Source organism: Veillonella parvula (assembly GCF_032577575.1).
Classification (GTDB): Bacteria; Bacillota; Negativicutes; order Veillonellales; family Veillonellaceae; genus Veillonella.
In genome coordinates this window covers 361,341-381,175 of record NZ_JAWFVO010000001.1, presented here as the reverse complement: position 1 = coordinate 381,175, position 19,835 = coordinate 361,341, and the positions used below count along the sequence as shown (strand labels likewise).

Annotated in this window: 12 protein-coding genes; 10 read left to right on the top strand and 2 right to left on the bottom strand. The window is 37.6% G+C overall.

Annotation, left to right across the window (positions count from 1 at the left end):
- Positions 1–23 precede the first annotated feature (23 nt).
- From dprA to trmFO, 3 genes are read left to right on the top strand one after another with little or no spacing between them, the layout of a single operon-like run.
- The gene (gene dprA, locus E7K77_RS01810; protein ID WP_325306022.1) at positions 24–1,250 is read left to right on the top strand and encodes a DNA-processing protein DprA; all 1,227 of its coding nucleotides are present in this window, start codon (positions 24–26) and stop codon (positions 1,248–1,250) included.
- The gene (gene topA / locus E7K77_RS01805) at positions 1,240–3,615 is read left to right on the top strand and encodes a type I DNA topoisomerase (protein WP_325306021.1); all 2,376 of its coding nucleotides are present in this window, start codon (positions 1,240–1,242) and stop codon (positions 3,613–3,615) included. The genes dprA and topA overlap by 11 nt, the downstream gene beginning before the upstream one ends.
- On the top strand, positions 3,605–4,921 hold the full coding sequence (gene trmFO, locus E7K77_RS01800; RefSeq protein ID WP_325306020.1) for a methylenetetrahydrofolate--tRNA-(uracil(54)-C(5))-methyltransferase (FADH(2)-oxidizing) TrmFO: 1,317 nt from the start codon (positions 3,605–3,607) through the stop codon (positions 4,919–4,921). The genes topA and trmFO overlap by 11 nt, the downstream gene beginning before the upstream one ends.
- A 137-nt stretch (positions 4,922–5,058) precedes the next feature.
- Here the strand turns inward: trmFO and lgt are convergent, their stop codons facing one another.
- The gene (lgt, locus tag E7K77_RS01795) at positions 5,059–5,883 is read right to left on the bottom strand and encodes a prolipoprotein diacylglyceryl transferase (RefSeq protein WP_302682876.1); all 825 of its coding nucleotides are present in this window, start codon (positions 5,881–5,883) and stop codon (positions 5,059–5,061) included.
- A gap of 157 nt (positions 5,884–6,040) precedes the next feature.
- On the opposite strand from lgt, the gene E7K77_RS01790 reads away from it, so the two are divergent.
- The 3 genes from E7K77_RS01790 (at position 6,041) to E7K77_RS01780 (ending at position 10,839) form a co-directional block, all read left to right on the top strand.
- Positions 6,041–7,717: a glycosyl hydrolase family 18 protein gene (locus E7K77_RS01790; RefSeq protein ID WP_316597686.1), complete on the top strand. Its 1,677-nt coding sequence runs from the start codon at positions 6,041–6,043 to the stop codon at positions 7,715–7,717.
- A 90-nt stretch (positions 7,718–7,807) separates the two neighbouring features.
- Positions 7,808–10,276 carry a leucine--tRNA ligase gene (gene leuS, locus E7K77_RS01785; protein ID WP_316597684.1) on the top strand — a complete coding sequence of 823 codons (2,469 nt, stop codon included), beginning with the start codon at positions 7,808–7,810 and terminating at the stop codon, positions 10,274–10,276.
- A gap of 83 nt (positions 10,277–10,359) precedes the next feature.
- Positions 10,360–10,839: a deoxycytidylate deaminase gene (locus E7K77_RS01780; RefSeq protein WP_004697136.1), complete on the top strand. Its 480-nt coding sequence runs from the start codon at positions 10,360–10,362 to the stop codon at positions 10,837–10,839.
- Between the two features lie 78 nt (positions 10,840–10,917).
- Here E7K77_RS01780 and E7K77_RS01775 read toward each other — a convergent pair whose 3' ends face one another.
- A complete protein-coding gene (locus tag E7K77_RS01775) occupies positions 10,918–12,147 on the bottom strand; it encodes an aminopeptidase (protein ID WP_325306019.1) in 1,230 nt (409 codons plus the stop codon).
- Positions 12,148–12,258: 111 nt separating this feature from the next.
- Between E7K77_RS01775 and E7K77_RS01770 the strand changes: the two genes are divergently transcribed.
- The 4 genes from E7K77_RS01770 to E7K77_RS01755 are packed head-to-tail and all read left to right on the top strand — an operon-like array spanning position 12,259 to position 19,790.
- Positions 12,259–12,828: a ComEA family DNA-binding protein gene (locus E7K77_RS01770; protein WP_295815867.1), complete on the top strand. Its 570-nt coding sequence runs from the start codon at positions 12,259–12,261 to the stop codon at positions 12,826–12,828.
- Positions 12,785–15,007: a ComEC/Rec2 family competence protein gene (locus E7K77_RS01765; protein WP_316597873.1), complete on the top strand. Its 2,223-nt coding sequence runs from the start codon at positions 12,785–12,787 to the stop codon at positions 15,005–15,007. Before E7K77_RS01770 ends, E7K77_RS01765 begins: the two co-directional genes overlap by 44 nt.
- A gap of 11 nt (positions 15,008–15,018) precedes the next feature.
- The gene (holA, locus tag E7K77_RS01760; protein ID WP_325306018.1) at positions 15,019–15,996 is read left to right on the top strand and encodes a DNA polymerase III subunit delta; all 978 of its coding nucleotides are present in this window, start codon (positions 15,019–15,021) and stop codon (positions 15,994–15,996) included.
- Positions 15,997–15,998: 2 nt separating this feature from the next.
- Positions 15,999–19,790, top strand: coding sequence for a PolC-type DNA polymerase III (locus tag E7K77_RS01755; protein WP_316597679.1), 3,792 nt, complete (start codon positions 15,999–16,001; stop codon positions 19,788–19,790).
- Positions 19,791–19,835 lie beyond the last annotated feature (45 nt).

Here is a 19,835-nt window from a genome sequence, read left to right as displayed (position 1 = left end):
AGAAAGAATTACTAGGTGTTTATATGATTAGATACGATGACAATATTTATATTGCAGGATTACAAAGCTTATACAATGTTGGAGCCACATATGTAAGGCGTTTTATAGAGGATTTTGGATCCCCTTATGATGCGTGGCAAGCTATTAAGAATGTAGAAAACTTAAAATCTTATACATATATTTCTGCATCTGATAAACGTGCCATTTCAGCATCGGCTAAAGATGAAAAATTAGAGTATATTATCCATAAAGTAGACGAATACCAGATGGATTTTACTACCTTTTTAGACAAAGACTTTCCGTCTGTTTTAAATCATATATATAATCCGCCAGCTATTTTGTTTATGAGAGGTAATCGAGCACTTTTAGATGAACGATTAAATCGTATTGGTATAGTTGGGGCACGGAGTTGCTCCTTATATGGTCGGAATGTGGCAAGAATGCTCGGCAAGGAATTGGGTAAATATAGCACCATTATTGTCAGCGGTGGGGCTCGTGGTATAGACTCACATGGTCATGAAGGCCTTTTAACTAGTCAGGGGTACGGAATCGTTGTTATGGGATGTGGTTTAGATATCACCTATCCTAGAGAAAATGCAAAACTATTTGATCGTATATTACAAAATAATGGGTTACTCCTATCTGAATACCCGCCAGGTACACCGCCGTCCGCAAAACATTTTCCTGCACGAAACCGTATCATTAGTGGATTATGCAGAGGTGTTATTGTAGTAGAGGCCAAGTCCAGTAGCGGTTCTTTGATTACGGCAGATATGGCGGTTAGTGAAGGTCGAGATGTTTTTGTAGTTCCTTGTAATTTATTAGACCATACGGCAGACGGAAATAAATTTCTAATGAGAAATGGTGCATATGTACTTACTGGTTACGTGGATATAGTTGAACAATATCATTTAACATTGCGGGACTATTTTTCTAGTGAACAGAAACTTTTACCAACAAAAAATAAGGGAAATAAAGGTGTAAAAGATAGTGTAAAAATAGGGAATCATAGTCAAAGTGTTGATAGAAAAGGGTGCTCTATGTTAAGCTTTAATGTGGATAGGAGTGTAATATTGAGTGAAATACCTCATGATCGATGTATTACGGTTAGTGATATTTTGAAAGCGACTCGTATTCCATTACAACAACTACAGCCCTTATTACTAGAGTTAGAAATGGAAGGGGCTATAGAGAATCATCCGCCGAGAGGCTATATTAATATGACTAGGAGTGATATACTTGTCCATTAAACGATCTATCGTTATTGGCGAGCCGAAAGCAGCTAGTACTAGTAAAGACACAAAAAAGAAAAATACTAAGAAAGAAAGTACTACGATAAAGCGTAAGGTTGCTAGAGAAGCCCTTACTCCCATGGGGATTGTACGGGATAAATCCGTACTACAAACTTCAGTGCCACCGGAGCAACGGGAACCACGTGTATATAATCCTGATGGCAAAGTATTGGTTATCGTAGAGTCTCCTGCTAAATCTAAAACAATTGAAAAATTTTTAGGTTCTAACTATGTTGTAAAGGCGAGTATGGGACATTTACGAGATTTGCCTAAATCTCAAATGGGCATCGATATAGAGAATAATTTCACGCCGCGCTATAGCAATTTGGTCACCCGTAAAAAGGTTATTGATGAACTAGTTTCTTATGCCGATGAAAGCAGTGCCGTATTGCTCGCAACTGACCCTGACCGCGAAGGGGAAGCTATTTCTTGGCATTTAGCGTACATTCTTAATGTGGATCCTACGTCTACATGCCGTATTACGTTCAATGAAATCACTAAAAATGCTGTAGCAGAGGCTTTGGAGTCTCCACGTACCATCGATATGAATATGGTAGATGCTCAACAAGCACGCCGTGTATTAGACCGTATCGTAGGCTATAAATTGAGTCCTTTATTATGGAAAAAGGTTTGTAAAGGCCTCAGTGCAGGTCGTGTGCAATCCGTTGCAGTTCGACTTATCTGTGAAAGAGAGCGAGAAATTCAAGCTTTCGTGCCACAAGAATATTGGACTATTGAAGGCAATTTTGAAACGCCTAAAAAAGAGGTTTTCACAGCGGAATTAACCCATATTAAAGGTGAAAAAATCGATATTACTACTGAAAGTGATGCACAAGCCATAGTTGATGCTATTGGCAATGAAGATGCAGTAGTGACTAATATTGAAAAGCGCAAGCGTTCTCGTAAAGCGGCACCTCCATTTACAACTTCTACCTTGCAACAAGATGGTGTGCGTAAATTGAACTTTGGTGCTAAGCGTACGATGATGATTGCTCAACATTTATACGAAGGTTTAGAAATTGGCTCCTATGGCCACGTAGGTTTGATTACATATATGCGTACAGACTCTACGCGTATCTCTAAAGAGATGCAAGTTATGGCTAAAGACTTTATTCTTCGCAATTATGGGGAAGACTATTATCCATCTAAACCAAATGTGTACGGCTCTAAGGGTTCTGCACAAGATGCGCATGAGGCGATTCGTCCTACATCTCTTGAGTTAACACCTAAAATGGTGGAACCATTCTTGAGTCGTGATGAACTTAAGCTATATACGTTGATTTGGAATCGTTTTATGGCTAGCCAAATGGCGCCTCAACAAAATGAATCCACAACGATAGAGTTGAATGTTAAAGATGACTATACATTTAAAGCGACTGGCTCTCGTGTTATTTTCCCAGGTTTCAGTGCCGTTTATGAAGATGCAAAAAAAGAGGATGTACCTCAATTACCTGCTTTAAAAAAGAATGATGTTGCCCATACGGTAGAGGTATTGCCTGAACAACATTTCACGCAACCACCTCCACGTTACTCCGAGGCGAGTCTCATCAAGACATTAGAAGAACTTGGCATTGGTCGTCCTAGTACATACGCACCAATTCTAGATACTATCGTTAGTCGTAACTATGTGGAAAATACGAATAAACAATTCGTGCCTACAGAGCTAGGCTTTGTTGTGGTAGACTTCTTGATTGCATACTTTGAAAAAATCATCAATACTGGCTTTACTCGTGATCTAGAAGAAGAACTAGATGCTATTGCATCTGGTAAAGATACATATGTAAAAGTATTATCTGATTTCTACGAGGTCTTTGCGCAAGAGCTAGAAGATGCAAGTGATGTAGACCGCATTGAAATTGCATCTATGGAAAGTGATGAAATCTGTGAACTTTGCAATAGTCCAATGGTATATAAATTTGGTCGCTATGGTAAGTTTTTAGCATGTTCTAATTTCCCGGAATGTAAAAACACAAAACCTATTACAGTAGGAACTGGTGTAACTTGTCCTAAATGTAAAGAAGGGGAAATCGTAGAACGCAAATCTCGTCGTGGACGTATTTTCTATGGCTGTAATCGATACCCACAATGCGACTTTACATTATGGGATAAGCCAACTCATGATTTCTGTGAAACATGTGGCTCTATAATGGTTGAAAAGACATATAAAAATGGTACAGTTAAAAAGTTCTGTTCCAATGAAACTTGTCCTACTAGGCCACCAAAGAAAACAAGAAAGAAAAAAAGCGAAGCTAGTGAAGAAACTGTAAAAGAATCTAAAAAGTCTAGTAAAGCTAAAAAAGAGGAAACTACAATTGAATCATAAAAATGTTATCATTATTGGTGCAGGCCTTGCAGGATCCGAAGCAGCTTGGCAACTTGCTAACCGAGGCATTCATGTAGACTTATATGAAATGCGTCCTGTTAAGAGTTCTCCTGCGCACCAAACAGATCAATTTGCAGAGCTCGTATGTAGTAACTCGTTACGCGCTGGTAATATTGAAAATGCGGTAGGCCTTTTGAAAGAAGAAATGCGTCATCTCGGTTCCATCATTATGGAATGTGCCGATGCAACTGCTGTTCCTGCAGGTGGTGCTTTAGCCGTTGATCGTCATTTATTTAGTGAAATGGTGACGAAAAAAGTAAAAGGTCATCCTAATATTACAGTTCATCTAGAAGAGGTAACGGATATTCCTACTGAAAGCACTGTTATCTTTGCATCTGGTCCACTTACATCTGAAGCATTGGGAGATAAAATTAAAGCTTTAACTGGTGAAACAGGCTTTTACTTCTACGATGCTGCTGCACCTATTGTAACGGCTGAATCCTTAAACTATGATAAAGTTTTTGCTGCTTCTCGTTATGATAAGGGCGATGCGGATTATCTTAACTGTCCTATGACAGAAGAGGAATATAAAGCGTTCTGGCATGAGCTTACAACGGCTGAAGCCGTACAACCAAAAGATTTTGAAAAGGAAATCTACTTTGAAGGCTGTATGCCCGTAGAAATTATGGCGAGCCGTGGGGAAGATACATTGCGTTATGGTCCCTTAAAGCCTGTGGGCTTAGTGGATAAACGCACCAATGAGGAATCTTATGCAGTTGTGCAATTGCGTAAGGAGAATAAAGAAGGTACCATGTTTAATTTGGTAGGCTTTCAAACTCATTTAAAATGGGGCGAGCAAAAGCGTGTATTCGGTATGATTCCAGGCCTTGAAAATGCCGATTTCATTCGTTATGGTGTTATGCATCGCAATACGTATATCAATTCTCCTGAGTTATTGAATCATGCATTCCAGCTTAAAAAGGAACCGCGTTTATTTTTTGCTGGTCAAATGACTGGAGTTGAAGGTTATTTAGAATCTGCTGCTAGTGGGCTAATGGTAGGCCTACAAGTAGACCGTTACTTAGAGGAACAACCATTTATTGAATTTCCTAAGACGACGGCTATCGGTTCCCTTAGTCACTATATTTCTAACTACGAAGGTTCAAATTTCCAACCAATGAACGTCAACTTTGGTATCATGGAGTCCTGGTCTCAAAAAGTACGTAAGAAGAAAGAAAAAAATGCACTGATTGCAAATCGTGCATTAGAAGATCTGGATGCGTTAAAAGCTAAAGAAAATCTATAAAAAAAATTCTTACATTTATAATTACTGTATAATTTATTAGTCAATAAATGAGTTAGTAAATTATATCTTATATAGAAAAAGCCCTACATTCATTGTTTTTAACTTTGAATGTAGGACTTTTTCTTTTTATTTGTAATTTATTTACGTTTTTTAGTTTTTACTATCGGTTCTGTAGTCACGAGTACTTTTTGATTTTTCTTTTCTAGATAACCTAGATAAATGAATACACAGATACCTACAATGATGGCTATTAAACTAGTCATTTGAGCAGATTTTAAACCTAGCGTTAAGTTTACGTAATCGCCACGTAAGAACTCTAAGAAGAAGCGAGCCGTAGAATAGAGAATGGCATATAGTACGAACACTTGGCCCTTAGCATGTTTGAAAGATCCAAATAATAGAAGGGCTACAAAGATGAGAATATCAATTTGACCTTCCCATACTTCGGCAGGCCAAAGCGGCTGATTACCGTAGGTGCGATAGGCAAGGGTACTTTCAGGATAGATAATACCATAATTACCACCCGTAGGATGACCGAAAGCATCACCGTTTAAAAGGTTTGCCATACGGCCTACCGATTGAGCTAAAATCAATGCAGGGGCAAATAAATCGGCAAAAGCCCAAAAGTCAATTTTGTTTTTACGAAGATACCAATAGCCAGCAATTGTGCCTAGTACCACGCCACCTTGAATGGCCATACCTCCTTGCCAAACAAAGGGAATTTCTAATAAATGATTACCGTAATAATCCCAATCAAAGAAGAATACGTCCCATAGACGAGCACCGATGAGACCAGCTACGGCTACAGTAATGGAAAAGTCGATGATGTGTTCATGCCAACCGCGGCCATCCTTTTTCAAAAGTACATAGGCAACAGAGGCACCACAAATGATAGCCAAAGCTAACATGGTACCATAGGCTCTAATAGGGAAGTCCCCTATGAAAAATAAATATTGATGCATACAAAACTCCTTATGTGATAATTTTTTATTAGTACATAGATTAAATTATAAATTACATATATCCTTCATGCAAGAAAAGAGATGAACTATATATAATATGGTATAATATAGAAATTGGTATTGTATCCCCGTATGGGACCTAGAATTAGGAGAGTACATGATTCGTAAATCTACTATTATAAAATCATTAACAGCTTTAGTAATGTCTGCATTATCTAGTACAATCGTACAAGCAGAGGTATTGGTACCATTAGATCAATTTTTAGCCACTACTACACGTCATTACGAAGCAAATCAATATAAAACAGCATATACAGTATATGTTCCACAAAGTGAATTACAAGGTGATACGGTTATTTTAAATCCTGCAGCCGTAGGTGAACCTGTTAAATTGCCCATTACCAAAAAAGATGGTATATCCTATGTAGATATTGAGTCTGAGCCAGCTATGCTGGGTGTTAGTTATACAAAAAATAATGGTCAACTTATTTTAGGACCTGCACCAGAAGCATCTACGGTGAAAGCACCTTATACATTGCAAACACCATTGGCTTGGGCTTTTGATCCATGGACAACAGAGGGAATTCCGTATCAGGCAAAACTCAATACGAGTGGTGATAATATTATTTCTCCAAGTTGGTTTAAATTGCATAGCTTAGGTTTAGAAGCAAGTTCAAATGTAAATATTGATTATGTGAAAGCGTATAAGGATAAAGGCTATCATATTTGGCCGTTGATTACTAATCGTTTTGACTCTAATTTTACAAGTGGTATTCTGGCGGATCAATCGGTATGGAAGAAATTTGCTCATAATCTTGTTCAATATGCCTATATATATGGGTTTGATGGTTATAACTTTGACTTTGAAAACATTGATTATGCTGACCGTGATCGTTTAACAACATTTGTAGCATATTTGTCTAATCATTTACATCAGTATAATATTAAAACTTCTATTGATGTGACTGGCTATTCTGATAGTCCAGAATGGTCATTAGTGTATAACCGTAAAGCTTTGGCAGATATAGTAGATTATGTAGTTCTTATGGCGTATGACGAAACTTGGGCTAAGAGTACTACTGCAGGTCCTGTTGCAAGTTATCCTTGGGTTCGTAGCCATACAGAAAGAATGCTCTCTGAAGTTCCTTCTCAAAAGTTAATATTAGGCGTACCATTCTATATGCGCTTATGGCATGACACGAATGGTTATGCTAAAAGCGAAACATTGGCTATGAAGAATACAAGTAATTACTTTACTAATTACAGGGATAAAATGACTTGGGATGATCGATTAAAGTTATACTATTTATCTATTCCAACAGCTTCTGGTTCAGATCGTATTTGGTTTGAAGATAATACATCGTTAGGATTAAAACTTGATCTGGTAAAAGAATTACACCTTGGTGGGTTTGCTGCATGGCGTAAAGGGTTTGAAGATACTTCTACAATTGCTATGATTCAAGAAAAAGATTTAGGTCGTGGTATGTCTAAATCTGCTAACCATGTTGTTTCAGAACCTAAAGTAGAAGAAGCTAAGCCGTTGTCTAAACTTGATGCTTATAAATTGCGCTTAGAAGAAAAAGAAAAAGCAGCTAAAGCAGAAGCAAAACGGAAAGCTAAAGAAGAGAAAGAGGCTGCTAAACGCAAAGCAAAAGAAGAAGCTGAAAAAGTAAAAGCTGAGAAAAAACGCTTAGAAGAAGAGGCTAAAGCTAAAAAAGAGCATAATAAACAAACAGTTAAAGAGCAAAATGACTTATATACTGGTTATAGTTCGGATCAAAATACAAGCCCTAAAAATGATTTAACAAAAACTATTCAAGTCGTAAAACGCTAGTGTTTGACTGCTTTTACAGTACGTAGTAAAATAAAAACATTAATTATAAAATGGCAACCTATGAGGTTGACCATATGAGGAGGCCCCTACATGAACGAAAAGTATGTAGCCCAAGATATTGAAAAAAAGTGGCAACAGTATTGGGAAGATAACCATACATTTAAAACAGAATATGATGAATCTAAAGAAAAATACTATGTATTAGAAATGTTCCCGTACCCATCTGGTAATTTACACATGGGTCACGTACGTAACTATTCCATCGGTGACGTAGTAGCTCGCTTCAAGAAAATGAAGGGGTTTAACGTGTTGCATCCAATGGGCTGGGACTCCTTTGGTATGCCTGCTGAAAATGCGGCTATTAAACATGGTATTGCGCCAAAAACATGGACTCTTGATAACATCGAGAACATGAAATTGCAACAAAAAGCACTTGGTTTGTCCTATGATTGGGACCGCGAAGTAGCAACATGTAAAGAAGATTACTATAAATGGACTCAATGGTTTTTTGAACAGTTCTATAAAAAAGGCTTAGCCTATAAAAAGGAAGCAAAAGTAAACTGGTGTGAAACTTGTCATACTGTATTAGCAAATGAACAAGTTATCGATGGTGCTTGTTGGCGCTGTGATAACCCTGTTGAGAAAAAAGATTTGTCACAATGGTTTTTACGCATCACTGAATATGCAGATCGCTTGTTAGCTGATTTAGATACTCTAGATCATTGGCCACAACGCGTTAAGTTGATGCAAAAGAACTGGATTGGTCGTTCTGAAGGTACAGAATTTTCCTTTGAAGTGCCATCCATCAATGAACGCGTATCTGTATATACTACACGTGTTGATACTATTTACGGCGTAAGCTATGTAGTATTGGCTCCTGAACATCCATATGTGGAACGTCTCATTGAAAATGCTCCTAATAAAGCTGAATTAGAAGCTTTCATTACGCGTATGCGCAATATGAGCGATATCGACCGTACATCTACAGAGGCACCTAAAGAAGGTATGTTTACTGGATCTTATGCAGTAAACCCAATGTCTGGCGAACAAGTTCCTGTGTGGATTGCAAACTATGTATTGGTAGATTATGGTACTGGTGCTGTAATGGGTTCCCCTGCACATGATGAACGTGACTGGGAATTTGCTCATAAATACGATTTGCCTATTAAACAAGTCGTAGCTCGTGAAGGTGAAGAATACAGCCTTGAAAAATGGCAAGAATGGTATCATGAAGATGGTATCCTCGTTAACTCTGGTGAATATAATGGCCAAACATCTGAAGAGGCTCGTAAAAATATCACGGCAGCTCTTAATGAACGCGGTATTGGTGAAGGTAAAGTAAACTTCCGCCTTCGTGACTGGTTGATTTCTCGTCAACGTTACTGGGGCGTGCCAATTCCCGTGGTATATTGTGAAAAATGTGGTGAACAACTCGTTCCTGAAGAACAGTTACCAGTACGCTTGCCAGAGGATGTTAAATTTGAATCTGGTGCCGTATCTCCATTGGCTACATCTGAAAGCTTCCTAAATACTACATGTCCTAAGTGTGGTGGCCCTGCACGTCGTGAAACAGACACGATGGACACATTTATCGATTCCTCTTGGTACTTCTTGCGCTATACAGATGCTAAAAACGACCAAGCTCCATTCGATAAAAAAATTGCTAATTACTGGATGAATGTTGACCAATATATCGGCGGTATTGAACATGCTATCTTGCACTTGTTGTACTCTCGATTCTTTGTGAAAGTTATTCATGATTTAGGTCTTATCGAAGCTAACGAACCATTCCGAGGCTTATTGACGCAAGGTATGGTTCTTAAAGAAGGCAGTAAAATGTCTAAATCTAAAGGTAATGTAGTTTCTCCAGAAGAAATCATCAATACCTATGGTGCAGATACTGCTCGTTTGTTTATTCTATTCGCGGCTCCTGTCGATCGTGACCTCGATTGGTCTGATCAAGGTGTTGAAGGCTCTTACCGTTTCTTAGGCCGTGTATGGCGTATTGTTGATGCGTATAACGAAGAGGCTAAGAAAAATGTAACTGGTGAACTCACAAAAGACGAATTCGGATTACGTCGTGAATTACACCGTGTTATCAAAAAGGTAACAGAAGACCTCGATAACAACTTCAACTTCAATACAGCCATTTCTGCAATCATGGAACTTGTAAATGCTATGTACGCTCATAAGGATAAAACTGAAACAATCAATAGTGCTTTAGCTAATGAATTGACTCATTCATTATTACTTCTTTTAGCGCCATTCGTTCCTCATATGACAGAAGAGTTGTGGCATGAATTGGGTGAAACTACATCCATCCACACTGAAAACTGGCCTGTATATGAAGAAGCTGCGCTTGTAGTAGACGAAGTAGAAGTAGTATTGCAAGTAAATGGTAAAGTTCGCGATAAACTTACTGTTTCCGTAAATATTACAAAAGAAGAATTAGAAACAATGGCTAAAGAGTCTAGTCGTGTTCAAGAGTTTACAGAAGGTAAAAACATTGTAAAAGTTATTTATGTACCAGGTAAACTTGTAAATATCGTTGTTAAATAAATGTAAATGATGATATTTTTGGTTAATAATGTAAGCCTCCAACTACATAGGTAGATGGGGGCTTATTTTTAAGAGAGGTAACTATGGCAAAACGTAACGATTATATTTCCTGGGATGAATACTTCATGGGTGTTGCCATTTTGGCAGCACAACGTTCTAAAGATCCCAACACACAAGTAGGTGCCTGTATTGTGAGCAATGATAATAAAATATTGTCTATTGGCTATAATGGGATGCCATTAAATTGTAGTGATGATGATTTCACATGGGAACGCGATACGGCGGATGATAATAAATACTTTTATACCGTTCATAGTGAACTGAATGCCATACTTAATTATCGGGGTGGTTCTTTAGAAGGTTCTAAAATATATGTAACACTTTTCCCTTGTAATGAATGTGCAAAAGCCATTATTCAAAGTGGTATTAAGGCCGTTATCTATCGTGATGACCTATATAAGGATACGAAAGAGGTAAAAGCTTCTAAACGAATGTTGAAAACCGCAGGTGTAGAAATTATTGAATACAAGCCTACAGGCCGCACTTTGAATATCACATTGTAATGTAATAAAAATTTAATTGCTTTTAAAATCCCCTATATACAGTTGTATATGGGGGATTTCGTTATCTGTTATTTATGTTTATACTTGTAAGCGACCATCGATCATGATGTCTACTTCTTGGCCATCACGTGTATAGCCTTTGATATTCATATGTTCATGACCAATCATAAAGTCTACATGTGTTAAAGAGTGGTTCAAACCACGTTCTTTTAATTCCTCGTCAGATAAACCATCACTGTTTTTGAGGCATGTAGGGTAAGAGGCTCCAATTGCTAGATGGCATGATGCATTTTCATCAAATAATGTTTCATAGAAGATTTGATTAGATTGGCTGATTGGACTAAAATGATCAACTAATGCAACTTCGCCAAGGTAGTGTGAGCCTTCATCTGTCTCAACTAATTCTTTTAGTACTTCATAACCTTCTTTTGCAGTGTATTCTACAATTTTACCTTCTTTGAAAGTGAAGGAGAAATCAGAAATCGTATTGCCATGGTAAATTAAAGGTTTTGTACTATATACAATGCCGTTTACACCATTGTACTGTGGTGCAGAGAAAATTTCTTCGGTAGGAATATTAGCATTGAAGATAGTACCATCTTTAGACGCTTCTTCACCGCCTTGCCAAATATGACCTTCTGGTAATTCTAGTAAGAGGTCAGTACCATTTTCACAAGTGTAACGTAATACTTTTAAGTCTAGTTTATTAATTGCTTCGCGACGACGGCGTAATTTAGCCATGTGGTGACGGTATGTATCCTTTGCCTCAATGCCTTCGATGCGACAAAGTTTAAGCAAAGTTGCCCACAATTGGTCGATTTTTTCTTCATCGGTACCTTCATAACCGAGTAAATCTGCCCATAAAACAGTTGGCACAGAAGCAACGCACCAAGTAACAGAAGAATTCATAATGGCTGTGTGATAGAAGGATAAGGCTTTGTTTAAATTACGTGACTGTAAAGAAATACGTTCTGTCGGGATGCCAGCAAGGGCTTTAGGGTTGGCACTAATTAAAGATAAGAATGCCGCTTTATCATCGATGTATTGTTTGTAGAATTCAGGAATCCAGTTAGCAGGTTTTTCTAAGACTATTTCTTTGGCATGCATTAAACGTTGACGTGCAATAGGTGAACAGCGCCAGTTGAGAACAACCTCTTTAGCCCCCAATTGATAGGCTTCTTCTGTAACGATAACTGCAAAGTCTTTATTTTCCACATCAACAGAAATAACTAAAGTTTGATCTTGTTGTAAATTTACGCCGTATTGTAATAATGTACGGGCATATTTTCTTAATGTATCTTGATTCATTGAGTCTCCTTATATTCGACATCAATTATAAAACTCCTGCTTGTGTGACCAATAGAGTCAACGGTAGGAGTTTACTTTTATATTGGAAAATCCTTTAGTAGGAGGTGCATTATGAAAAGTAAATTGAAGCCGTATACGATAATTATATTAATCCTATGTATTTTAGTAGGAATTTATTTCCTATGGCCTATTATAACAGATGAAAGCGATTCTGTCCTAGCTGAAGGGGCAATAGATGGAAATTCTTCTATATCAAATGTAGAACAATTGCCCAATAAACCAATTGCGTATATTACAGGTGCTGTTGTATCACCAGGATTGTATGAATATGAAAATTCAGCTACTTATGGAGATATGGTAAAGCTTGCAGGTGGGCTACTACCTTATGCTGATGTAGAATCAGTCAATATGGCAAAACCAGTAAATGCGGGAGATCATATCCATATAGTATTTAACTTTCACGGTAATCCAGAGGTTTTATTGCGCGGTAACAAAATTAATATCAATACGGCAACTGCAAAGGAATTAGATTCATTACCAGGTATTGGTCCAGCTATGGCGAAGAGAATTGAAGAATATCGTTCGCAAAAGGGTCCCTTTACATCCATTGAAGGTATTAAGGGGGTGAAGGGCATTGGTGACGGAGTATTTAAGAAGATTAAAGACAAAATTACGATTTAGTCATCAAGATAGCAAGAATGATGAACCCTTCTTTGATGCAAATGATGTTAATTGGAACACTAAGGTTTTAACCCATAGTCAATGGGCACATACTATATTGGGTTCTATAATTATGGGTACAATATTAGGCTATGGTCAGTATTATCCTGTACTTATGCAGATGCACTACATCTTTGCTATTGGGTTAGCTATTATAGTTGTGGGTATTTTCAAAGCATTACTATCGTCTGATAGATGGTATTCACTTAGCAAGTTAATCATCTTAGTCTTTGTTTTAGTTGGTTTATCTTATTATCAAACAGATTTACGGATTATAAATTTTAATAGTTATACATCATATTATTTACAGCAAGAAGGAGAATATCTAGGTACTGTTGTATCATCTCCTGAAATAGTAAATCTAGATGGACAGGAATATCACAAATATACTATTGAAATCTATGGTCTACATCCTTATAAAGATAGCGCAAAAAACTCCTATATAAAGGCTCAAGGACGTTTACAAGTATACTCTAAGGTATCAGCTACAAATAACAAAATAAGATTGGGAGAACAAGCCATTATTGAAGGAACTCCAAAGTCTTTATTTTTCATCGAAGAGGAAGGTCGGATCAATCTTCGAGGCAGATATATGAGTTCTAACACAAGAGGACGAATCTACGATGGAGTTTATCGACCTGCCAGTGCTAAAGATTTACAAACATTTTCATATAAAGAGAGTATTTATGAAGAAACATATAGGAGAAGTTTATATCTATGTGGTCAAATACGAGAATCTATAGAAAAGAATATTGCTAGTAATCTAGATGGTCCACAAAAGGTATTAGCTCAAGCGTTAGCTTTAGGTGGTCATTATAGTGAACTAGGAGAAGAACGGATGAAAGATTTTGCCTATACTGGCCTCATCCACATTCTTTCTATATCTGGCTCGCATATTGCTTTACTATTAGCTTTAATTTATGGTCTAGGAAGGCTTGTTAAATTACGGAAGCGTACATGTTTAATTTGGGGTATATTAGTAGCTTGTATATATTGTTGTATCGTTGGTGGAGATGCACCAGTTGTACGTGCAACGATGATGAGTATACTCATGTGTATCGCCTATATAAAGGGACGACTATATCAGGCCAAACAAGCGTTATGTATATGCGCTATTTTATGTATCATATATGATCCGTTCTCCTTATTTGATGTAAGCTTTCAACTATCCATCGGGGCGACTTATGGTTTACTCATATGGGGAAAAGTATTATATGAACGGATACAGTGGTTACCAAGATGGATAAAAACACCTTTTGTATTATGTGTATCCGCACAGTTACTCATATTGCCATTACAACTCTATTACTTTCACTATATTAGCATTGCTAGTTTGCTAGCAGCCTGTATAGTAGCGCCCTTATTAGATATATCCATAGTTTTAATTTTTGTAAGTACTTTAGTCAGTTACGTATTCCCTATATCGTTAATATGGTCTTTAGTAGATGTACTATTGCGAATATCTTTATATTTAAATCATGTGTTAGGACGTAGTTATAGTCTACTTTGGCTTGGTATGATGCATCTTTATTGTGTTTATATATATTATGCTCTATTAGGTTTGTTTACGTATTTTTTGACACATAAGAATAAGTATACTGTATATATAGTGATGTCCTTATTATGTATGGTTGCAACCTTTGGTGCTTCATACTATGTGACTCAGCATCACAAGAACACAATAATCCATTATATTCCTATGAAACAGTGTAATGTGTTACTTTGCATAGACCCAAACCATAGAAGAGCATATCTATTAATCGATGCACCAGATTATATTAAAACTATACCTAATGAAAGACTTATTAATCAGGCTATAAGGGCATATGGTGTAAATCCTAAAGATGTAAAAGTTGAGTACTTTCACAGTAACGGTTCTGCACAGGTGGTATATAAAAATGGTATGAACCAAATCGTCGTATATAATGGACAAAGTAGAGAAAAAAATCTAAAATTAAATGATAAGATTAATTCATTATATATAACGAGTCGATCCAGTGTAATGAATGAAATAGGGCGTATTTCACCTCATAGTACAATTCTATTTGGCAGTCCCCACGGTGCGTTACGCGATGTGGATCCTTCGTCAGAACACATGTATATAATGGGGTATAGCTATATTAAGGATATGTATCTGTGAAAGGAGGCACTATGGCACATATTGAACTCATTTATGGTGATGAGCCACAATTAATTGAAGAAGAAAAACGTAAATTTTTAAGTGCCTATCCTGACCTACCGGTGATTGTATTAGACGATGAAGCTGGTCCACAGAAGATAAGTGAAAAACTTTGTGAGGACTCTCTCTTTGGAGATCAAAAGGTATTCTGCTTAGTTAATTTGCCCATTATTCGTAAAAGCGGCAAAAATAGCGATGCTTGGCTCCCATTATATGAGCTCATCATGGAATATAATGGGGATAATCCAATTGTTTTGATTTATCATGACATGATAGATAAACGAATCAAGCAGAATAAAGAGCTTTTAAATAAAATACCGAATCGTGAATGTAAGCGCCTTGAAGGGGCAGACCTTGTGATGTGGATACGTCAGTATTGTACATCTCATGGCTTTAACATGACGCCTGATGCACAAGAATACGTAACTCATCTCATCGATTTGTGGCAAGATGTACCTGTTTCTTTTATGAGAACTGAGTTTGACCGATATTTCTTGCAAATTACTGGGGAAAAAGTAATTACCAAAGAATTCCTAGAGGAAAATGGCAGTGACTATGGAGCTAAAAATATATTTACCTTTAAAGAGGCTCTGTTAAAAAGAGATATCGATACATTACTTGAACTATTTCCATTTATGTTCGGCTATAAAGAATTAGACCGTGCTATGAGCTATATTGAGGGGCAATTACGTCTACAGCTACTGGTTAGTGAATGTCGACAAGCGGGAATGTCTGTTCAAGCCATACAAAACTTATGTAAGGATCATGATTCGTCATTTAAACCATATCCGATTAAGTTGGCTTACGAAGCAAGTCCTAGAATTTCAGTTAAGGCCTTGCGAGCTTTATTAAAAGGGCTCTATGAGATTATTTTAGATAGTCGTAGTAGCAAGGGCGATATTTGGCGATTTAGAGATTTATGTATTACCTATTGTGGGTATAAAGGATAAAAATGAAAGTACGTTATCGCGTTGTACCAAAACAGAATAAGAAATCATCTTTCTATGTGAACTGTCATAGCCAACATGTGACGATTCAAGCTGCGGACTCCGCATTTTCCACATTGCTTAGTTTACGAGACAGATTGTCTGCATGGTACAAGGAAAAGAATATTTCTTTTGATGATATTCCAACAAATACAGATACAGCTTGTTGCTTTGCGTGGAAGATAGATACTGAAACGGGTGAAGGGTTAGATACCTATTATTATGGCGGTGGCTGTGGTGCTGGTGAATGGATTGAAGCGGCTGAAGCACAACGTGAAGCTGAAGAGGCTAAAAATCAAGTACCTAAAGGCAAGTCTTTTGCAGGATATGATCAACAAGATGAATATGATGATATTGATGAAGATGATTTTGCCCCATTTGTAGAAGCTGTCGAATTAGGCTATTTCAACAATAGCCCAGTTGTTGTGCCTCGTTCTAATCATACGGCTGCCGAATCTAGTAGTAGTGATACTATCGCATCTGTGAGCAGTACATCTAAAGCAAGCAAAGGCTTTGGACCTAAAAAAACTACAAAATCTACGGCTAAAAGAAGTGAAGGGGATGGTAAATATACTCGTCGTGCACCAAAGGAGGCACCTACAGATGAAGGCATGATTTTAGGACCTAAAATTGAAGGGGTCACCTCTAAAATCATGGGCACCGTGGATACACCTAGTGTAATTTTTGAAGGTGTCTTTGTAGGTTTAGATAAACGTGATACTAAGACTGGTAAAAGTATCGTTAATGGCAGCATTGTAGATGATACAAATAGCATTAAATTTATCAAGTTTACGAATAGCCCTGAAGAAGGGGATGCGCTACTTAAACAATTAAAAGGCTTACAACGCGTTCGTGTACAAGGTAGTGTCAACTTTGACGATCGTTTTGATAAAGATTATATCTTATCGATTCGCAGTATTGAAGCAGTGGAAACTACAAGTGTAGAGCGAACTGAAAACCGTCCAGATTCTCGTGTAGAGCTTCATTTACATACTAAGATGAGTGATAAAGATGCTCTCGTATCTGTTAAGGATTTATTTAAAACAGTTAAAAAATGGGGTCATCCTGCGGTTGCCATTACTGACCATGGTGTTGTACAAGCCTTTCCTGAAGCGCAAGCCCTTGGTAAAGAGTTAGGTGTTAAGGTTATCTATGGTGTAGAAGGTTACCTCATCGAAGATGAAACGGTAACAAAAGATGAGGAGCTTGTACTAGATAAAAAGAAGAAGAAGGAAAAAGATAAACGCTATCATATTATTTTATTAGCTAAAAATATGGTTGGCTTGCGTAATTTATATAAAATGATTTCCATTTCTCACCTTGAACATTACAAGGTTCGTCCTCGTTTGCCTCGTTCCGTTATCGAAGAACATCGTGAAGGTATTATCATCGGTTCTGCTTGTGAAGCAGGGGAACTTATGCAATCTATTGTTCGTGGAGCTACAAAAGAAGAGCTTTTGGAAATAGCATCCTTCTACGATTATCTTGAAATTCAGCCACATACTAATAATATGTTTTTGGTTCGTAAAGGTCTCATGCCAGATGAGCAAGCCCTCATCGATATGAATAAGACCGTTATTGAATTAGGGGAAGCCTTGAATAAACCTGTATGTGCTACTTGTGACGTTCATTATTTGACACCAGAAGAGAAAATATATCGTGAAATCATGCTAACTGCATGTGGATATCCAGATGCAGATGAACAACCAGATTTACATTTACGTACTACAGATGAAATGCTTGCGTCATTCCCTTACTTAAGCGAAGAGAAGCGATACGAAGTAGTCGTTACTAATACACGTGCTATTAATGATAGCATTGAAGATATTAAGCCCGTTCCTGATGGTACATACTCACCTAAGATTGAAGGTGCTGACGAAGCTTTCACAGAAATGTGCTATAAAAATGCGAAGGCTATTTACGGTGATCCATTGCCACGTGTAGTACAAGAGCGTCTCGACTATGAACTAGATTGTATTATCTCCAATGGTTATGGTGTATTGTATTATATCGCTCATAAATTGGTAAAAAAATCTCTTGATGATGGGTATCTCGTAGGTTCTCGTGGTTCCGTAGGATCTTCCTTTGCAGCAACCATGTCTGAGATTACAGAGGTAAATCCATTACCGCCACATTATGTATGTCCTAATTGTAAATATTCAGAGTTCTTTGAAAAGGGTGAATATGCAGGGGGCTTTGACTTGCCTCGTAAAGATTGTCCTAAGTGTGGTCATGCGTTACAAACAAATGGTCACGATATTCCATTTGCTATCTTTCTTGGTTTTGAAGGTGACAAGGTTCCAGATATTGACCTTAACTTCTCCGGTGATTACCAAGCAAAAGCTCACAAATATACGGAAGAATTATTTGGCCGTGACAATGTATTTAAAGCCGGTACAATCGGTACAATTGCTGATAAAACTGCTTTTGGTTATGTTAAAAAATACGCCGAAATTCGAGATATACAAGCCCGCAATGGATTCTTTGAACATTTAGCGAAAGGCTTTACAAATGTAAAGAATACTACGGGACAACACCCTGGTGGTATTATGGTATGTCCTCGAGATATGGATGTGCATCATTTTACGCCCATACAACATCCAGCGAATAAAAAGGAAAGTGGCGTATTAACGACACACTTTGATTATCACTCCATCGAAGGTCGTATGACTAAGCTTGATATTCTGGGCCATGATGATCCCACAATTATTCGTATGCTAGAGGATTTGACAGGTATCGATGCTAAGACAATACCATTTGATGATCCAAAGACATTGAGCTTGTTTTCCTCTACAGAGGGGATTGGTTTAACACCTGAACAATTGCAAGGTGACCAGGTAGCCAGCTTGGCCGTACCAGAATGTGGTACGAAGTTTGTACGGGGCATGTTGGAAGACTCTCGTCCGCAAACCTTCTCTGACTTAGTACGTATCTCTGGTTTCTCTCATGGTACGAATGTATGGCTCGATAATGCGCAAGACCTTATTAAAAATGGAACTTGTAAGTTGAACGAAGCTATTTCTACCCGTGACGACGTAATGAATTTCTTAATCCATCGTGGTATGGATAGAAAGCACAGCTTCTTCGTTATGGAAAACGTACGTAAAGGGAAGGGGATTGAAAAACGAAATAAACAAGGTCAAGCTACAACGGAATTTGAAGCAGAAATGCGCGAAAATAATATTCCTGAGTGGTTTATTGAATCTTGTAAAAAGATTTCCTATCTATTCCCACGGGCCCATGCGGTAGCTTACGTAATGATGGCCTTCCGTATTGCATGGTTTAAGGTATACCATCCATTGGCATTCTATGCAGCATATTTCTCCATTCGTGCAAAGGCTTTCGACTTACGAATCATGACAGGAGACCTCAAAACGCAATTGACCGAGTTTAACCGTATCAAGGCTCTTGATCGTGCTGCCAGCCCTAAAGACAAGGATCTTATGAGTGCCTTGGAAGTATCTATGGAAATGTATCAACGGGGCTATCGTTTTATTAATGTAGATATTCAACATTCTGAAGCTAGACGTTTTAGCATTAAGGATGGAGCTTTATTGCCACCATTCTTAGCTATTGATTCTCTAGGTGAAACAGTGGCTGATGCTATCGTCGAGGAAAGAAATGAACGTCCATTTACATCTTTAAAAGACTTACAACGCCGTTGTAAAGTATCAAATACCATCATTGATCTTATGAAAGACCTCAAATGCTGTGGTGAACTACCTGAAGATGAACAAATGTCACTCTTTGGGGCATAATTTAATACAAAAAATTACTAAATACAAAGTAAGCACTATACACCT